The following is a 15,745-nucleotide window of genomic DNA, read 5'->3' on the forward strand; positions in this document are numbered from 1 at the left end:
GGGGACCCGCTCCGCCCCTTCCTCAATACCAGATCAGGCGACCGAGGATGGCCGCCACCATGATGAGGGTGAGCCACCGGATCCACTGGGCACCTTTCGGCCCCATGTTCACCTTCACCGCCAGCAGAGCCCCCACCACGTTGCCCGCCGCCAGGATAAGTCCGGTGGCCCACAGCACCTGTCCCTTGAAGGCAAAGATCGCCAATGCCGGAATCGTGTACACCAGCACGATGAATACCTTGATGACATTCACCTGTGGCAGGTCAATCTTCAGCATACGGTAAAGCACCACCACGAACAGCGCACCGACCCCCACCTGGATAAACCCGCCATAGAGCCCGATCAGCAAGAGGGCAAAGTACTCAACAGGTCCAAGCCGGTCCGGCGCCAGGGGGCGGGTATCGAGCTTTGGCTGTGGCAGCAGGAGAAAGAGGGATGCGCCAATCATGGCAAGGATCAGTACCCACTCGAAGATGGTCCTTGGGATCCAGGTGGCCGTCCAGGCGCCGATAAGGGAACCGACAACGGCGGGAATGGACAGCCGCCAGCTCACCGCCAGGTTGCTCTGCCCCCCGCGGAAGAAGCTGCCGACAGCCATGACACTCTGCAGCGTAATCGCCACGCGATTGGTGCCGTTCGCCACCTGGGCGGGAAGGCCCAGGAACATCAGCATGGGCAGTGTCAGCATGGAGCCGCCCGCGGAGAGTACGTTGATGAAACCCGCCACGCCGCCAATGGCAACCAGGGCCGTTATCTCCAGCAGAGTCATTGTCGTCATTTCCCATCCACGGGGGTCATAAGAATAAGCGCCAGCCGGTCAGGTCAGGCGCTCCGGCCATCTCGGAGTCCCGTCCCGGGCGCCCGGTCGCGCTTCACGGGTCATAAAGACTATCATGTGGAGACCAGACCCCAACGAACCGCAGGCAGGAAACGATTCATGTGGAGTAACCTTCAGGACCAGCTTTTAAGCAACCTGAGTGATACCGCTGACGCGCTGGGTATCGCCGAGATGGACTGGCAGCATCTGCTGGTCTGGATGTCCGGCCAGCTACTGGTCACCTTTATACTCCTGGTTCTCGCGGCGCTGCTGTACGGCCTGCTCGAACTTATCCTGAAACTTGCGATTGGCCGGCGGCGAGCGCTGAACAGCATTTATCTTGCGGTGAAACGGGGCCTGCAATACCTGGTTACCCTGTTTGTCGTCATTGCCGTCGTTGCCCAGTACGGCGGCGACGCCGCACTACTGAAAAGCATTGCCCGCGGTGGCCTCATGGCCATGGGGTTCTATGTGGGCTGGGTGCTGGTAGCCCAGACCATACTGAAAACCCTTCATCGTTATCGCATCGACCCCTCCCTGGAACAGTTGCTGAAAAACTCCCTGTCGGTGATGTTCCTGGTGCTGGGCGCGGTGACCGTGCTGGCCCAGTTCGGCTTTGATGTCTGGTCCATTATTGCCGGTCTCGGCATTGTCGGCATTGCCGTAGGCTTTGCGGCCCAGTCCACCCTGTCCAACTTTATCGCGGGCGTGACCCTGCTGATCGAGCGTCCCTTCCGCATCGGCGACTGGGTACGCATCAACGACCAGGAAGGCAGGGTTCAGAAGATTGCCTTTCGCACCACCTGGCTGCGGACGCGGGACAATATCTTTACCATGATCCCCAACGACAACGTCGCCTCCTCGGAAATCGTCAACTTCAGCGCCGAGGGCCCCACCCGCATCCGTATCAAGGTTGGTATTGCCTACAAGGAATCGGCCCAGGCCGCCCGCGACGCTATCCTGCCGGTTCTGGCGGAGCATCCCAAGGTATTGCAGGAGCCCGACATGATGCCCCGGGTCCGGATGGAAGCACTCGGCGACTCCTCCATTGACCTGGAGGTACTGGCCTGGATCCGGCGGGAAGACATCGATACCAAGGCCAGAATCGCCTCCGAGATCCTGGAGGGGATCAAGAGTTGCCTGGATGAAGCCGGCATTCAGATCCCCTTCCCCCACCTTCAGCTGTTTATCGATGACGCCAAGGGTCTCAAGCCCCTGGTCTCGCCGCTCCGCATCAAGGATGAGGGGGGAACAGCCGCCAACAATCCGTAGACCCGACCTGAACCAGCGGGGCGCTTTCCGGCGAGGGAGAGACCCGGCCGAAACACCCGCTAAGCGGTTGCGGTCACACCCGGCCCCGCTGTGCGGCGTGTACTCCAGAGCATCAGGGAGAGAAATACCACCAGCCCCGTCAGGTCAATCCAGATCAGGCCGTGGGGCCAGAGCATCAGGGCACCCAACGGGAACATCAGCACCCGCAGCCACCACTTGAGGGGATGTTCCAGATAACCTTCCAGGCCGGCAATAATCGCGTACATCCCGAACAGGGCAAAGGTAAAGACCTTGAGCATCTCCATGGGCGTGCCGGAAATCAGCGGCGAGTAGGCGAACAGAAGCGGCACGATGTAGAGCCCCTTGGCGATCTTCCAGGCAGTCAGCCCGGTGCGCATCGGCGGCGTACCGGCGATGGCGGCTGCCGCGAACGCGGTCAGGCAGACCGGTGGTGTGACGTTCGAATCCTGGGACAGCCAGAAGATGATCATGTGGGCGGCCACCAGCGCCATTGTGGTGGCGTGGGGCGAAAGCGCCTGCTCCAGCAGCTGGCTGGTGAAGTTTTCCGGCACCTGGCCCAGCAGCTCCACCGCCAGCGCCCGATCCATGGGCGCGCTCAGGGCCTCCACGGAGTCCGGGGCGGTCAGCATGAAGATGGCCCGGGCCTGCTCCGGAAGGTTCCCGCTGGCCATCAGGTCCAGCAGCTGGCTCTGGGCAATCAACTGATAGATGGCGGGGGCAGAGAGGGTGGCCAGGACAATATAGGCTGCGGTCACCGGCAGCCCCATGCCCAGGATCAGCGATGCCAGGGCGACCAGGACGATGGTCACAAGCAGACTGCCCCCGGCCCAGTCGGTGATCATCAGGGAGAAGATGTTGCCGATGCCGGTAGTGGAAATCACATTGACGATCAATCCCACAGTAATGAGCAGGATGGCCGTGGTCATGATGTTGCGGCTGCCCTGGGCCAGGGCGTCCAGGATATCCCTGAGGGTCATGGGCTTGCGGGCGATCCATGAAGCCACGACCACCGAGACAATGGCAATGCCGGCGGCGTAGGTGGGGGTAAAGCCATAGATAAGCGCCACCACCAGCACCACCAGCGGCAACAGGTAATGCCAGCCGTTCCTGAGTACCGTGCCGAAGGACTCACCGGTATCGTCCTCCAGCTTCACCGCGTTACTGCGCTTGGCCTCGATACGTACGAACATGGCCACGGACAGGAAATACAGGAACGCCGGCAGTGCCGCCACGCCGATGATGGTGAGATAGGACACCTGGGTGTAGGAGGCCATGATGAAAGCGCCGGCACCCATAACCGGGGGCATCAGTTGTCCCCCGGTGGAGGCCGCCGCCTCTACCCCACCGGCGAAGCGGGCGGGGAAACCGGCCTTACGCATCAGCGGGATGGTGATCACGCCCGTGGACACCGTGTTGGCCACACTGGAGCCGGACACCGAGCCCATCAGTCCGGACGAGAACACCGCCACAAACCCGGGGCCGCCGACAAAGCGGCCGGCGGCACAACGGGCCAGGTCAACGATGAAATCTCCGGCACCGGACTTTACCAGGAAGGCGCCGAACAGGATGAACATGAACACGTAGGTCCAGGAGATACGGGCAATGGAACCCAGCATGCCCTGGCCACCGATATAGGAACGATAGAGGACCGTTTCCCAGGACAGCCCGGGAAAGTTGAACACGCCATCAACATACTGCCCCCACCAGGCCACATAGGTCAGCGCCACGATACACAGGCAGGGGATGAACCAGCCGGTGGTGCGCCGGGCAAATTCCAGCACCAGCAGAATCGCCGCAATGGAAACCACCCAGTCACCGGTGGAGAAATTCACGCCCCTGTCGTAGAGGGCATCCTCGAATCCGATCAGGTAAAGCGCGCAACCCAGGGCCGCCAGGCCGAGCAACAGGTCGACCCCGAACACGGCCCGGCGAACCCCCGGGCGCTCGCTGCGGATCATCGGCATGGACAGCGCGCACAGCAGGCCGAACAGCCCGAAGTGCAATGCCGAGGTCCACAGTTCCGACAGGGTGGAAAAGGTATTGAACCAGAGATGGATGAGGGCGATGCCGATGGCCAGCACGAAGATCACCCGGCCGATGACCGGGTGGTCCAGGCGCTCTGGCGCCTCCTTCACACTTTCCTCGCGGATTCCTGCTGGCGCCTCGGGGGCGTCGTTCGGGGCGTTGCTCACTCCGAAGTTACCGGCTTACCGGGCTTTCAGACGATCCGGAATCTCGATGCCCTGCTCTTCGTAAAAGCGCTGGGCGCCTGGGTGCAGGGGCATGGGCAGACCCACAATGGCCTTTTCCAGCGCCATGGCCTTGGTGGCCGGGTGAATATTGTTCAGGAACGGCAGGTTTTCGTAGACGGTCCTGGTGATCTGGTAGACGTCTTCCTCCGACACATCCTCCCGCACAGCCAGGATGTTGGGCTGGGCGATGGTGTTGATGGCCTTTTCCTGGTTGGGATAGGTGCCGGCTGGGATCTCGTAGGGTGACCAGAGCTCGAATTCACTGTTTACCCGGGCCAGCTGGTCGGCGGTGAAGTCCAGCGTGGTGATGTCGCCGCCAATGTTGGCGTAGGCCCGGGTCACCGCCGAGGCGGGCACACCGGCGGGGATATTCATACCGTCGATATTGCCATTCTGCATGGCGTCGGCACTGGGACCATAACCGAGGTAGGCCATGTCGATCTTTTCCAGATCCACACCCAGCTTGCCAAGGATGAACCGGCCCGAGCCCTCGGTGCCGGAGTTGCGGGCGCCGATGGAGAACGTCTCACCGTACAGATTCTCCATGTCCGAAATGGTTCCGGTGTCCACCATTTCATCACGAACCACGAAGTGCTCGACGTTCTGCCAGAGCATGGAAACCGAACGGAGGTTCTTGTAGGCCTTGGGAACCGGGCCCGATCCGTTCCAGGCCCAGGCACCGTAAAGACCCTGCAGGATGCCGAACTGGATCTGGTCTTCATCCATCAGTTTCAGGTTCTCACCGGAGCCGGCTGAACTGATGGCGGAGAGGGAAATGTTCTGGGTGGGCTCAAGCTTCACCTTGACCAGCGTGGAAATGGCAACGCCCACAGGGTAGTAGGTGCCACCGGTTGTGGCGGTACCCATAATGTATTTGCCCTCGGCCTGGACCGGAGCGGAGAGACCGAAAGAAACCGAAACAAGCAGGGAGGCGCCAAGGGCGAAAAAGGAACGCTTATCCATGGAAATATCCTTATTGTGGATCTGATCTGATCGTTTTGTTGTGTGTTATCCAGACAAATCTAGAACAGGCTGACGGGAACGGCCACAGTGTTGCCTTATACTTTAGGCGAAGAGACTCTCGGGGGGCATGGTGGTGTGGTGTCCGGGTGGAACGGGAAAAGCCCGGCAGGTCCGGGGAAGCGCGCTTCCCCGGCGAGCCAGGCTGATGCCGGCAGGGCCGATTTCTCGATATCCCGTGGGACAGCAGGGCCTGTTAATTGTTGGTGGCGTCTTTTCCCTCCCCCGTGAGGTTGTACCAGGCAGAGGAAGTCGCCTGCTTGGTGTTCTCCCAGGCGCTTTCGCTGACGTCCTTGGTTTCTTCCCAGGCCTGGTTCAGGTTTTCGCGGGTCTCGTTCCACCAGTTTTCATCGTATTCCGGCAGTTCTTTAACGCCTTCTCCCGCGGTTTCCATGTGAACCTTATAGTCGAAGTCGTCAAAGCGGGCCTCGTCACCCTCTTCACGCATCGTCTGCACCGTAAACGAACCGCGCTCGGCAACCACCTGGCGACCACCAAGGCCAAGGATATCACCGGTTCTGATGACCAATGAGTGCACGGACATATCGTCACTCAACAGAACGTCTTCAACCTCGCCGATTTCTTCGCCTGTATTATCCAGAACGTCCGCATCCAGAAGCTCGTCCATGGAATAGAGCCCCTCGGTGGCAGTCGCGGAAAAGCTCAGCGCCATGCTGCCTGCCAGTAGCGACGCGCCCATTGCACGAATGATAGGTTTACGCATTTTCATACTCCTGTACTCCGTCACTCCTGTGAAAACCCGGAGCGTTGAACGCACCCGGGCCACTCAAAGCGTATTCGTTCATTGATGTGCCTCACCGATTTGGTGAACTGCGTCACACTTTAAAAGCTAGCAGAGGATCCAGGCAGGGACTAATGACGGTCCGGCAATGATTTGGCCTTCGGCCCGCCGGCGACAAGGGCTTGCGAATGATCTCCTCCGCGCTCCCGTCACCAGGGAACGCGGCAGTCTGTGGCGCTACAGGAAGTAGACCCGCAGCGGCATCCACAACCCCATGCCCATCATGATCAGGTTTTCGCTGAGGGAGATAAAACCCAGGGGAACATTGCTGTTGCCACCGACACAGGCACACTTGAGGCTCCGCTTGTCTATGTAGACAGCCTTGAACACAGACACCGCCCCGACAGTCCCGATAAACAGGGCTATGGGCGCCGCCAGCCAGATCAGGGCACTGGCCAGCATCAACAGGCCGGCAAAAGCCTCGCCAAAGGGGTAGAAGTAACCGTAGGCGACCTGCTTCTGGGCCAGCAGGTCATAGTTGAGGAACATGGTGCTGAAGCTTTCCACATCCTGCAGCTTCTGCAGGCCGAGCAGCACCATGGAGATGGCCACGAACTTTTCCACCGTCATCCATGAAAAAACCGGGCTGTCGAAGAACCACATGATGGCGACCGCCATCAGCAGAGCGGTGCCAAACAGCGCGATCACCGGTTGATAGGTGGTGTCCTGCTCGGGGTCGTCGAGCCCGAAATACACCCTCAGATCGTCGTATCCGCCGATCCGCTTGCCGTCGATAAACGTCTGGGGGGTGGTGTCGACGTCGTGCTTTTCCTTGAAGCGGTCCGTCTCCTCACGGGTGGTCAGATGATGGTCCTCAACCTTGTATCCCTTCCGCTTGAGCAGGAACTTGCTTTTCAGTCCCATGGGGCACAGGTGTTGCGACATGACCATGCGATGCAGCTCGGCCGTTTTACCACTTGCTTGATTTGCCATTGCTTTTCTCCAGACAGCCCCGCAACCGAACCCCGGGGGGAAAGGATCCAGCGGAAGCGATGGGTTGTAGGAGAAAGCCTAGCAGATGCGGAGGGGACAGCCCTGGAAAAGGGCGAGACTTCCTTAGGCCAGTTCAGGAGTGGGCAAAGGTGCCCTTCGCGCCGTCCTTGACACTGTACATGGCCTTGTCCGCACGATGGATAATGTCGGCTACGGACATGCCGGGATAGGGAAACTGGCAGATGCCTATGCTCGCGGCCAGCCTCTCGTTCGCCGGTACCGACTTCAGGGGAGCCTTGAGCCGTTCCAGAAGTTTGTCGGCGAAGGCGCTCGAGTCCGCTTCGTTATCGATATTGGTGAGCAATACAAAAAACTCATCCCCACCGAGGCGGGCCACGGTGTCCATGTCCCGCACCACGGACTGCAGACGTTCCGCCACTTCTTTCAGTACGTCGTCTCCGGCCTGGTGACCGTACTCGTCATTGATGCGCTTGAAACCATCCAGGTCCAGAAACAGGGCACAGTGGGCAACATTTTCCCGCTGGCTCGTCGCCATGGCCTGGCTGATCCGGTCTTCCAGCAGTTCGCGGTTGGCGAGTCCCGTCAGGGGATCGCGGAGCGCACGATTGAAATGGTACCTCCGCTCCCGGTCCAGCTCCTCCTCCCGGAGAAACAACAGGCGCCGCTGTCGCTCCGTCAGGTAGCCGGCAGTGCCACCAATCAGATTGGCGGAGACAATGAAAATGTCATGTCCCAGCAGAATCGGTAACGGATAGCCCTGGACCACCCCGAAGACAAGGTTGTAACTCACCAAAAACAGGAGATCGATGGCCAGAGCGTAAATGAAGCGGATACCGATGAAGTTATAGGTGTAGAAGGTCACCAGAATGATGGCGGGATAATAGAAAGCTGCCTGGGAGGTGGGCACATAACTCTGGATCGCAATAAGGCCAACGCCCGCCGCCACCGAAACAAGGGACAGATAGAACTGCGCGAACCGGTGGAAAGATGACGTCAGAGTCAGGACGAGAACCACCACTGGCACGCAAAGCGCAATAATCCTCACTCTCCAGGTGGCCTCCTGGTGCGGCTCGGCTACAAACCAGAAATCCAGCATGCCCACCAGCAGATAGACCAGTATTCCGACCAGGATGGCCATCCGCCCCTGTAAACGGAGGCGAGACAGAGTCTGTTGCCGGTAACGACGCTCATCCTCCACATCATGGAAGGTCAATGTAAACGGGCGGATGGCCTGCATTTTGTTTCCTGATAGTACCGTAGCCAACACTATATGTAGCCTTTCACGGTACATGATGAAACTGGGATAAGGCAGGTTTTTTAACCCGGACAAGGCATTCCTGTCGAGTACAGGACACACTTATCACGCAAATTAACATTTTGGGTTGCGCTGAGCCGTAATCACGGGTTAGATTCCTGTTAACAGATAAATTGAGTCGGTCGAATTTTTTCTATGAACCTTAACGCCGTAGTCGTGATCGTGAAGCTAGTCCTGGTGGTGGTGCCATCCGGGGGCCTTTGCGTGAACAGACGGTTGACTGACTGACAGACCGAAAAGACACCAAAGCCCCCGGCCCGAAAGGTCCGGGGGCTTTTTTTTGCACCAGAAAAAGAAGGGAAAACACCATGAATGGCGCACAGCACATACTGACGGCGTTACGCCGCCATCACATCGACACGGTCTTCGGCTATCCGGGCGGCTGCATCATGCCCCTATACGATGCCCTGGTGGACAATGTTGGTGTGGAACACGTGCTTTGCCGCCACGAGCAGGCCTGCGCCCTCGCCGCTGATGGCTACGCCCGGGCCACCGGCAGGACCGGTGTCTGCATCGCCACCTCCGGGCCCGGCGCCACCAATCTGATCACCGGTGTCGCCAACGCCCACCGGGATTCCACCCCCATGCTGGTCATCACCGGCCAGGTTCCCTCCGGGCTGATTGGGACCGATGCCTTCCAGGAAACCGATGTACTTGGCATGGCGCTGGGTATCGTCAAACACAGCTACCTGGTGCAGGAGGCCGACAGCCTGCCCGCAATCATGGAGGAGGCCCTGAGACTGGCATCGGAGGGACGCCCCGGACCGGTCTGGATCGATATTCCCAAGGACATTCTGCTGGCCGAAGTGTCCCCGCCCATGATGGCCGCGCCGTCCAGGACCCAGTCCCGTACCGCAAAGATCGGCGATGCCCTGGCCCTGCTCCGCGAGGCGCGAAAACCCCTGATCTACAGTGGCGGAGGCATCTCCCTGGCCGGCGCCGAGGCTGCTTTCCGGGCGTTCGCAGAGACCTCCGGCGTGCCGGGCGTGGCAACCCTCAAGGGATTGGGCAACGCCGGCAAACACAACCCGAACGACATGGGCATGCTGGGGATGCACGGCTCCAGGGCCGCCAACCGGGCGGTGGACGAATGCGACCTGCTGTTCGTGGTCGGCGCCCGCCTGGACGACCGGGCCACCGGCAGGCTGGATGGCTTCGCGCCCAACGCCCGCCTGATCCATATTGACGCCGACGGCGCCGAACTCAACAAACTGCGCCAGGCGGACATCGCCCTGAGGGGGGACCTCAACACCATACTGGGCGCCTTCACCAAAGCCCTTGATGCGCAACCGCTGGCCATTGCGGACTGGCAACGGCAATGCCGTAGCTGGCACACCACCGGCGGCTTCCATGAGGCGGACAACGAGGATCCCTACGCGCCCATCACCGGCCCCGCTTTCATTCGCCGGCTGTCCGGAATTGCCCCCGAGGAAGCCATCATCGCCTGCGATGTGGGCCAGCACCAGATGTGGGTGGCCCAGCACTATCGCTTTGCCAGCCCGCGCCACCACCTCACGAGTGGCGGCCTGGGTACCATGGGCTTTGGTCTGCCCGCGGCCATCGGTGCCCAGTTCGCGGACCGCGACAGTACTGTCATCAACGTCACCGGCGATGGCTCCTTCATGATGAATGCCCAGGAACTGGCCACCATCCGCCGCTACCAGCTGCCGGTGAAGATCATCATTCTCGATAATCAGTGCCTGGGCATGGTCCGTCAGCAGCAGGAACTGTTCTACAACAACCGGGAAAGCCAGATCGGTCTGGACGACAATCCGGATTTCGTGGCCATGGCCGGAGCGTTCGACATCCACGCCCTGCACATCAACCGCACGGACCAGATCCGCCGGGGCATCGAAACCCTGCTGGCCTACAACGGCCCCATGCTGCTGCATGTCGCCATCGCCCGGGAGGAAAACGTCTGGCCCATTGTCAAACCCGGCGCCAGCAATGCCCACATGATCGACGAGTCCCAACGAACCCGTAAGACCAGCAAGGAGGAGGTTGCATGAACACCACGACCCAGGACACATCCAGTTACCAGATGAATTGCCGCATGAGCCAGGAAGCAGCAGCACTGGAGCGCCTTTGCCAGGTGGTGCGGATACGGGGATTTCGAATTTCCAAACTGGCCATGGAAAGAATGGGGGAGGAACTGGATATCGCCCTGACTCTGGAAGGCTCACGGCCTATCGGCATGTTGCAGAGTCAGCTGGAGAAGTTGCATACCGTGGCGGCAGTGGAACTGGTTGAGAGAACGGCGCTGACCACATCGACAAGAAGTGCGTAATTCACTTGCTTTGTCCGGAACGCCTTTAAGGGTCACGAGGAGGACACATGCTCTGCTTCACCTACGGCTCAAACATGTCCAGGGCAAGGTTACAGGCCCGGCTCCCGTCTGCCCGCCCCTTCGCCGTAGCTACCCTGCCCGGCCACCGGCTCCGTTTCCACAAGAGGGCCCGGGACGGCTCCGCCAAGTGCGACGCCGAAAGGACACGCAATCCGGAGGACAGGGTAATCGGGGTCATCTATGAGATTGCGGATGACGAGAAGCCGGACCTGGACCGCTACGAGGGCCTGGGCTTTGGCTACGAGCAGAAAATGGTGGAGCTGGAAACCGCCTGGGGCCATGCCCAGGCCTGGATGTACTACGCCGCCGACATAGACCCGTCTTTGAAGCCCTATCGCTGGTACAGGGAGCATGTGCTGATCGGGGCCCGGGAACACGATCTGCCACCGGACTATATCGCCCGCATCGAGGCCGTCGAGTCGGTGGACGACCCCGATGTCAAACGAAGCCATCGGGAACTGGCCATCTACCGCCAGCGGAGGTGAGTAGGGCTGCCGACTTCACTCACCGCCACCTGCCGGGATATCCCTCTGATCGAGGGTCAGCCCCTGACCCTTGCGGTCACTTCAATTTCCAGCTGCATGGCGTCATCCAGCAGCCCGGCCACGAATACGGTGGCGGCGGGGCGCGACTCGCCCAGGTACTTCTGGAACACCGGCCAGCAGGGTTCAAAGTCAGCCCTGTTGGGGTAGATGTAGTGAATACGGACCACGTCCGCGAAACTGCTGCCGGCCTGTTCCAGCACCTTGCCGATGTTCCGGAAACACTGCTCGGCCTGCTCCACCACATCCTCTGAGATGGTCATGGTTTCGTAGTTGAAGCCGGTGGTGCCGGAGACATACACATAGTCGCCATCAATGACGGCGCGGGAATAACCGATTTTGGACTCGAATTCAGAACCGCTGGAAATCAGTGTTCGACTCATTGTGGAGATCCTTTTTGGACAAGGAGATTTAGAGCCGGGTGGCCCGGTCGGGCGGATTCTAACCCATTGCCCGGAGAGCGGGAATCACCGAAAAACCCGCTGACGGTCACTCAGTCAGGGTTGCCTCACACCCCCAACCGATCCCGCAGGGCGTAATACCAGGCCCCCATGGCCGTGAATGGCACCCGGAAGACCCGACCACCCGGGAACGGGTAATGGGGCAGGCTGGCAAAGGCATCGTAGCGCTCCGCCTGACCCTGGATCGCCAGGGCCAGGGCCTTGCCCGCCACGTGGGTGAAGGTCACGCCGTGGCCGGAGCAGCCCTGGGAATAGAGTATGTTGTCATGGAGCCGGCCCACCTGGGGGAGCCGTGACAGGGTCAGCAGGAAGTTGCCGGTCCAGGCGTAGTCCACTTTCACGTTGGCGAGCTCCGGAAAGGTGGTTGCCATCTTGGGCCGGATCAGCCGTTCGATATTGGCCGGATCCCGGGCACCGTAGACCACGCCGCCACCGTAGATCAGGCGTTTGTCCCCGGACAGGCGGAAGTAGTCCAGCAGGTAGTTGCAGTCCTCCACGCAGTTATCCTCAGGCAACAGGCGTGTCGCCAGCTCATCGCTCAAGGGCTCGGTGACAATGATCTGGGAGCCGCAGGGCATGGCCTTGGCGCCCAGTTTGGGAACCAGGCCACCCAGGTAGGCGTTGCCGGCCAGTACCACGAAGGGGGCACTCACCTCGCCCTGGTCGGTTTTCACCGTGGCGGGCTGGCCGGGGCGGACCTCAACTACCGGCGAATGTTCATAAATCGTGCCGCCGAGAGACTCCAGCGCCGTTGCTTCCCCCAGTGCCAGGTTGAGGGGATGGATATGGCCGCCGGTCTGATCGATGGCGCCGCCTATATAGCGATCGGTGCCGACACGGGCGCGGATGCCTGCCCGGTCCAGCAGTTCCAGCTGGTCGTAACCGAACCGGCGCCAGAGCGCCTGCTGGGTTTCCAGGTGTTTCTGCTGACGGGGGTTGAGGGCGGCGAAGATGCCGCCTTCCTTCAGATCGCACTGGATGTCGTAATCCCGCACCCGCTGACGGATGATCTGGCCCCCTTCAAAGGCCATCTCCGCCAGCAGGCGCAGGTGATCCGGCGCGGTCTGTCGCTCAATGGTATCCAGGTCGCGGCTGTAGCTGTTGACGATCTGGCCACCGTTGCGACCGGAGGCACCCCAGCCCACGGTCGCCGCCTCCAGCACCACCACGGAAAAGCCGGCCTCCGCCAGGAAAAGGGCCGTGGACAGGCCGGTATAACCGGCGCCCACCACACAGACATCCGCCTCGCGGCGTCCCTGCAGAGGCGGGCGCGCCGGGGCCGGGTTGGCGGTGGCGGCGTAATAGGAGGGAACCGGAGCGTACTGGGTCATGAAAGAGCACCATAGAGGGAACGGAAAACCGGCCGCAAGCGCAGCCGCTGCGCCAAGTCTAAGCCAGCGGCCGCACCCCGTGAAGACACGTTCTTTTACCTATGCCAGCGGTGGCGGCCCGGGGCCAAAGTACTGCTATGATTGGGCTATTCCACAGTCAGCGAGGCCAGCATGTCCGACCCTGTAGTTTCAAGAACCCCCGACACCCAGGAAGACTGGCAGGCCCTGGCCGACCGGCTATCCATCGAAGGCCGCGCCCGGATCAACGGCACCTATCAATGGGCCGAAAACGGCGAAACCTTTGCCTCCGTCAGCCCGGTGGATGGCCGTGAACTGGCGCGGGTGGCCAGTTGCGACCAGGCCGACGCCAACCAGGCGGTCACCGCCGCAAGGGGTGCCTTCGAACGGGGAATCTGGAGCCGTCAGCCCCCGACCCATCGCAAGGCCGTACTGCTCCGCTTCGCTGAGCTGATCGAAGCCCATGGCGACGAGCTGGCCCTGCTGGAAACCCTGGACATGGGCAAGCCCATCAGCCACGCCCGGGCGGTGGATGTGCCGGCGACCGCAAGGGCCATTCGCTGGACTGCCGAGGCCATCGACAAGGTGTATGGCGAACTGGCCGCGACACCCCATGACCAGATCGGCATGATCTCCCGGGAGCCCGTGGGCGTGGTGGCCGCCATCGTCCCCTGGAACTTCCCCATGATCATGGCCTCCTGGAAGATCGCACCGGCCCTGGCCACGGGCAACTCGGTGATCCTCAAACCCTCGGAGAAATCGCCACTCACGGCGATCCGCCTGGCGGCTCTCGCGGAGGAAGCAGGCGTACCGGCTGGCGTGTTCAACGTGTTACCCGGTTACGGTCACACCGTGGGCAAGGCCCTGGCCCTGCACATGGATGTGGACTGCCTGGTGTTCACCGGCTCCACCAGCGTGGCCAAGCAGCTGATGATCTACGCCGGCCAGTCCAACATGAAACGGGTCTGGCTGGAAGCCGGGGGCAAGAGTCCCAACATCGTCTTCGCCGACGCCCCGGATCTGAAGAAGGCCGCCGCCGAGGCCGCCAGCGCCATTGCCTTCAACCAGGGCGAGGTCTGCACCGCCGGCAGCCGCCTGCTGGTGGAGGAAAGCATCCGCAATGAATTCATTGTCCTGATCCGGGACGCCCTCAAGACCTGGCGCCCGGGCCACCCCCTGGACCCGGCCACCACCTGCGGCGCCATTGTCGACCAGGCCCAGCTGGACCGGATCATCGAATACATCGACATCGGCCAGGCCGAGGGCGCGACGCTTGTGGAAGGGGGCAAGCGGGTGATGGAGGAGACCGGCGGGCTGTTTATCCAGCCCACGGTGTTCGACGGCGTCCAGAACACCATGCGGATTGCCTCGGAGGAGATTTTCGGGCCGGTGCTGTCGGTGATCGGATTCCGCAGTGCTGAGGAGGCCATCGCCATTGCCAACGACACCATCTACGGGCTGGCGGCGGCGGTATGGACCTCCAATCTCAGCACCGCCCACAAGACGGCAAAGGCCCTGCGGGCCGGCAGCGTGTGGATCAACCACTACGACGGCGGCGACATGACCGCACCCTTCGGTGGTTTCAAGCAGTCCGGCAACGGACGCGACAAGTCACTGCACGCCTTCGACAAGTACACCGAACTGAAGGCCACCTGGCTCCTTATCGACTGATGCGGCGATGGTAACGTCTCTCCGATGGGAACCACCGTCGAACGCGGCGGGGCCACAAGAGGCGGGTACTGTGGCTACCCGTCTGCCCCCGGTGCCCTCATGGTGATGATGGCCTGCAGGATTTTTCCCACCGGTCCCTGGCTGTCGAACAGAGTCGTTTCCACCAGGCCGACACCGGTATCCTGCATACGGCTGCGGGCATCCAGCCCCAGCCACTCGCCGACCGGGTTCCGGTGGAGGTAGAGGGTCACATCGGTGTTGATACAGCCCAGATCACTGGAGAGGTTGAGCTGACCCACCCCATTGCCAAAATCACACAGTGTGGCTGCCATAACGGTGGGGCTCGTCAAGACCCCCTGCACCAGCGGCAGCGGCAATTTTAGCCAGGCACATCCCTGCCCGCCGCCATTGACGCCCTCGATGATCACAGCTTTGGCCGTGCTGTGCAGACCCACCGGACTATAACGGTTCTGCCAGCCTCCGGCCTCGGCAATACTTGCCTCGACAGGCCAGGATGGAGGCTCAAGCCCTGTCGCCGGGAAGCCGGCATGCTCCGGTACCGTTACCGGTCGGTTTTCGAGGAAAAGGGCGCTTGCCCGGGTGACTTCGGTCTCCCCCGCGAACAATGACGCCTCCAGAATCTGGAGCCGCTTGCCACCGCGCACCAGTCGGGTGGTCACGGTCAGCGGTGCTTTGGGGGCCGGTCGCAGCAAATCCACGGTAAGCCTGGCCAGATGCAGATCCGCATTGTCCGACGCCTGCTCCACCGCGTGGGCCATCAACCCCACTACCGGTCCGCCGTGCAGTTGCCGGGGGCTCCAGGGACTGCCACATGCGGGCGTGGGTACGTAAAAGTCTCCATCACGGTGAAAGAGCGCTTCAGTCATGGTCTGTCCTTCTTCTTGTTCTTTTCAGAATCGGT

General features: G+C 61.3%; 14 protein-coding genes. 5 read left to right on the plus strand and 9 right to left on the minus strand.

Annotated features, from left to right (window positions below):
- Positions 1-22 precede the first annotated feature (22 nt).
- Positions 23-778 (minus strand): sulfite exporter TauE/SafE family protein, encoded by a 756-nt coding sequence (locus BM346_RS10520; RefSeq protein ID WP_227662829.1) that lies wholly within the window; start codon positions 776-778, stop codon positions 23-25.
- Positions 779-937: 159 nt separating this feature from the next.
- Between BM346_RS10520 and BM346_RS10525 the strand changes: the two genes are divergently transcribed.
- Entirely contained in the window at positions 938-2,089 is a 1,152-nt protein-coding gene (locus BM346_RS10525) for a mechanosensitive ion channel family protein (RefSeq protein WP_092011919.1), read from the plus strand.
- Between the two features lie 59 nt (positions 2,090-2,148).
- On the opposite strand, the gene BM346_RS10530 is transcribed toward BM346_RS10525, so the two are convergent.
- The 5 genes from BM346_RS10530 to BM346_RS10550 all read right to left on the minus strand — a co-directional run bounded on the left by BM346_RS10530 (position 2,149) and on the right by BM346_RS10550 (position 8,375).
- Positions 2,149-4,302 carry a TRAP transporter permease gene (locus tag BM346_RS10530; RefSeq protein ID WP_227662828.1) on the minus strand — a complete coding sequence of 718 codons (2,154 nt, stop codon included), beginning with the start codon at positions 4,300-4,302 and terminating at the stop codon, positions 2,149-2,151.
- Between the two features lie 15 nt (positions 4,303-4,317).
- A complete protein-coding gene (locus BM346_RS10535; protein WP_092011922.1) occupies positions 4,318-5,325 on the minus strand; it encodes a TAXI family TRAP transporter solute-binding subunit in 1,008 nt (335 codons plus the stop codon).
- Between the two features lie 253 nt (positions 5,326-5,578).
- The gene (locus BM346_RS10540; RefSeq protein ID WP_167812598.1) at positions 5,579-6,106 is read right to left on the minus strand and encodes a PRC-barrel domain-containing protein; all 528 of its coding nucleotides are present in this window, start codon (positions 6,104-6,106) and stop codon (positions 5,579-5,581) included.
- 255 nt (positions 6,107-6,361) lie between these two features.
- Positions 6,362-7,117, minus strand: coding sequence for a glutaredoxin family protein (locus BM346_RS10545; RefSeq protein WP_092011928.1), 756 nt, complete (start codon positions 7,115-7,117; stop codon positions 6,362-6,364).
- 133 nt (positions 7,118-7,250) lie between these two features.
- The gene (locus BM346_RS10550; RefSeq protein ID WP_206675666.1) at positions 7,251-8,375 is read right to left on the minus strand and encodes a GGDEF domain-containing protein; all 1,125 of its coding nucleotides are present in this window, start codon (positions 8,373-8,375) and stop codon (positions 7,251-7,253) included.
- Between the two features lie 386 nt (positions 8,376-8,761).
- Here BM346_RS10550 and ilvG point away from each other — a divergent pair, with 386 nt between their 5' ends.
- Genes ilvG through BM346_RS10565 form a run of 3 tightly spaced genes read left to right on the plus strand, consistent with a single transcriptional unit; the run spans position 8,762 to position 11,285 of the window.
- Entirely contained in the window at positions 8,762-10,462 is a 1,701-nt protein-coding gene (ilvG, locus tag BM346_RS10555) for an acetolactate synthase 2 catalytic subunit (protein WP_092011931.1), read from the plus strand.
- Positions 10,459-10,740, plus strand: coding sequence for an ACT domain-containing protein (locus BM346_RS10560; RefSeq protein ID WP_092011934.1), 282 nt, complete (start codon positions 10,459-10,461; stop codon positions 10,738-10,740). Before ilvG ends, BM346_RS10560 begins: the two co-directional genes overlap by 4 nt.
- A 47-nt stretch (positions 10,741-10,787) precedes the next feature.
- Positions 10,788-11,285, plus strand: a complete 498-nt coding sequence (locus BM346_RS10565) for a gamma-glutamylcyclotransferase family protein (RefSeq protein ID WP_092011936.1) — start codon at positions 10,788-10,790, stop codon at positions 11,283-11,285.
- Between the two features lie 56 nt (positions 11,286-11,341).
- Here BM346_RS10565 and BM346_RS10570 read toward each other — a convergent pair whose 3' ends face one another.
- Both BM346_RS10570 and BM346_RS10575 read right to left on the minus strand, forming a co-directional pair.
- Complete coding sequence (locus BM346_RS10570; RefSeq protein WP_092011940.1) at positions 11,342-11,725, minus strand: RidA family protein; 384 nt, start codon at positions 11,723-11,725, stop codon at positions 11,342-11,344.
- Positions 11,726-11,850: 125 nt separating this feature from the next.
- Positions 11,851-13,134 (minus strand): NAD(P)/FAD-dependent oxidoreductase, encoded by a 1,284-nt coding sequence (locus tag BM346_RS10575; protein ID WP_092011943.1) that lies wholly within the window; start codon positions 13,132-13,134, stop codon positions 11,851-11,853.
- 171 nt (positions 13,135-13,305) lie between these two features.
- Here BM346_RS10575 and BM346_RS10580 point away from each other — a divergent pair, with 171 nt between their 5' ends.
- Positions 13,306-14,823, plus strand: a complete 1,518-nt coding sequence (locus BM346_RS10580; RefSeq protein ID WP_092013603.1) for an aldehyde dehydrogenase — start codon at positions 13,306-13,308, stop codon at positions 14,821-14,823.
- Between the two features lie 74 nt (positions 14,824-14,897).
- Here the strand turns inward: BM346_RS10580 and BM346_RS10585 are convergent, their stop codons facing one another.
- Complete coding sequence (locus tag BM346_RS10585; protein WP_092011946.1) at positions 14,898-15,710, minus strand: thioesterase family protein; 813 nt, start codon at positions 15,708-15,710, stop codon at positions 14,898-14,900.
- Positions 15,711-15,745: the final 35 nt, after the last annotated feature.

It is taken from the genome of Marinobacter daqiaonensis, from assembly GCF_900115285.1.
GTDB lineage: Bacteria > Pseudomonadota > Gammaproteobacteria > Pseudomonadales > Oleiphilaceae > Marinobacter > Marinobacter daqiaonensis.

Coding starts and splice junctions, on each gene's coding strand:
- BM346_RS10520 (WP_227662829.1), bottom strand. CDS start 778: ATGACGACAATGACTCTGCTGGAGATAACGGCCCTGGTTGCCATTGGC.
- BM346_RS10525 (WP_092011919.1), top strand. CDS start 938: ATGTGGAGTAACCTTCAGGACCAGCTTTTAAGCAACCTGAGTGATACC.
- BM346_RS10535 (WP_092011922.1), bottom strand. CDS start 5,325: ATGGATAAGCGTTCCTTTTTCGCCCTTGGCGCCTCCCTGCTTGTTTCG.
- BM346_RS10540 (WP_167812598.1), bottom strand. CDS start 6,106: ATGCGTAAACCTATCATTCGTGCAATGGGCGCGTCGCTACTGGCAGGC.
- BM346_RS10545 (WP_092011928.1), bottom strand. CDS start 7,117: ATGGCAAATCAAGCAAGTGGTAAAACGGCCGAGCTGCATCGCATGGTC.
- BM346_RS10550 (WP_206675666.1), bottom strand. CDS start 8,375: ATGCAGGCCATCCGCCCGTTTACATTGACCTTCCATGATGTGGAGGAT.
- ilvG (WP_092011931.1), top strand. CDS start 8,762: ATGAATGGCGCACAGCACATACTGACGGCGTTACGCCGCCATCACATC.
- BM346_RS10560 (WP_092011934.1), top strand. CDS start 10,459: ATGAACACCACGACCCAGGACACATCCAGTTACCAGATGAATTGCCGC.
- BM346_RS10565 (WP_092011936.1), top strand. CDS start 10,788: ATGCTCTGCTTCACCTACGGCTCAAACATGTCCAGGGCAAGGTTACAG.
- BM346_RS10570 (WP_092011940.1), bottom strand. CDS start 11,725: ATGAGTCGAACACTGATTTCCAGCGGTTCTGAATTCGAGTCCAAAATC.
- BM346_RS10575 (WP_092011943.1), bottom strand. CDS start 13,134: ATGACCCAGTACGCTCCGGTTCCCTCCTATTACGCCGCCACCGCCAAC.
- BM346_RS10580 (WP_092013603.1), top strand. CDS start 13,306: ATGTCCGACCCTGTAGTTTCAAGAACCCCCGACACCCAGGAAGACTGG.
- BM346_RS10585 (WP_092011946.1), bottom strand. CDS start 15,710: ATGACTGAAGCGCTCTTTCACCGTGATGGAGACTTTTACGTACCCACG.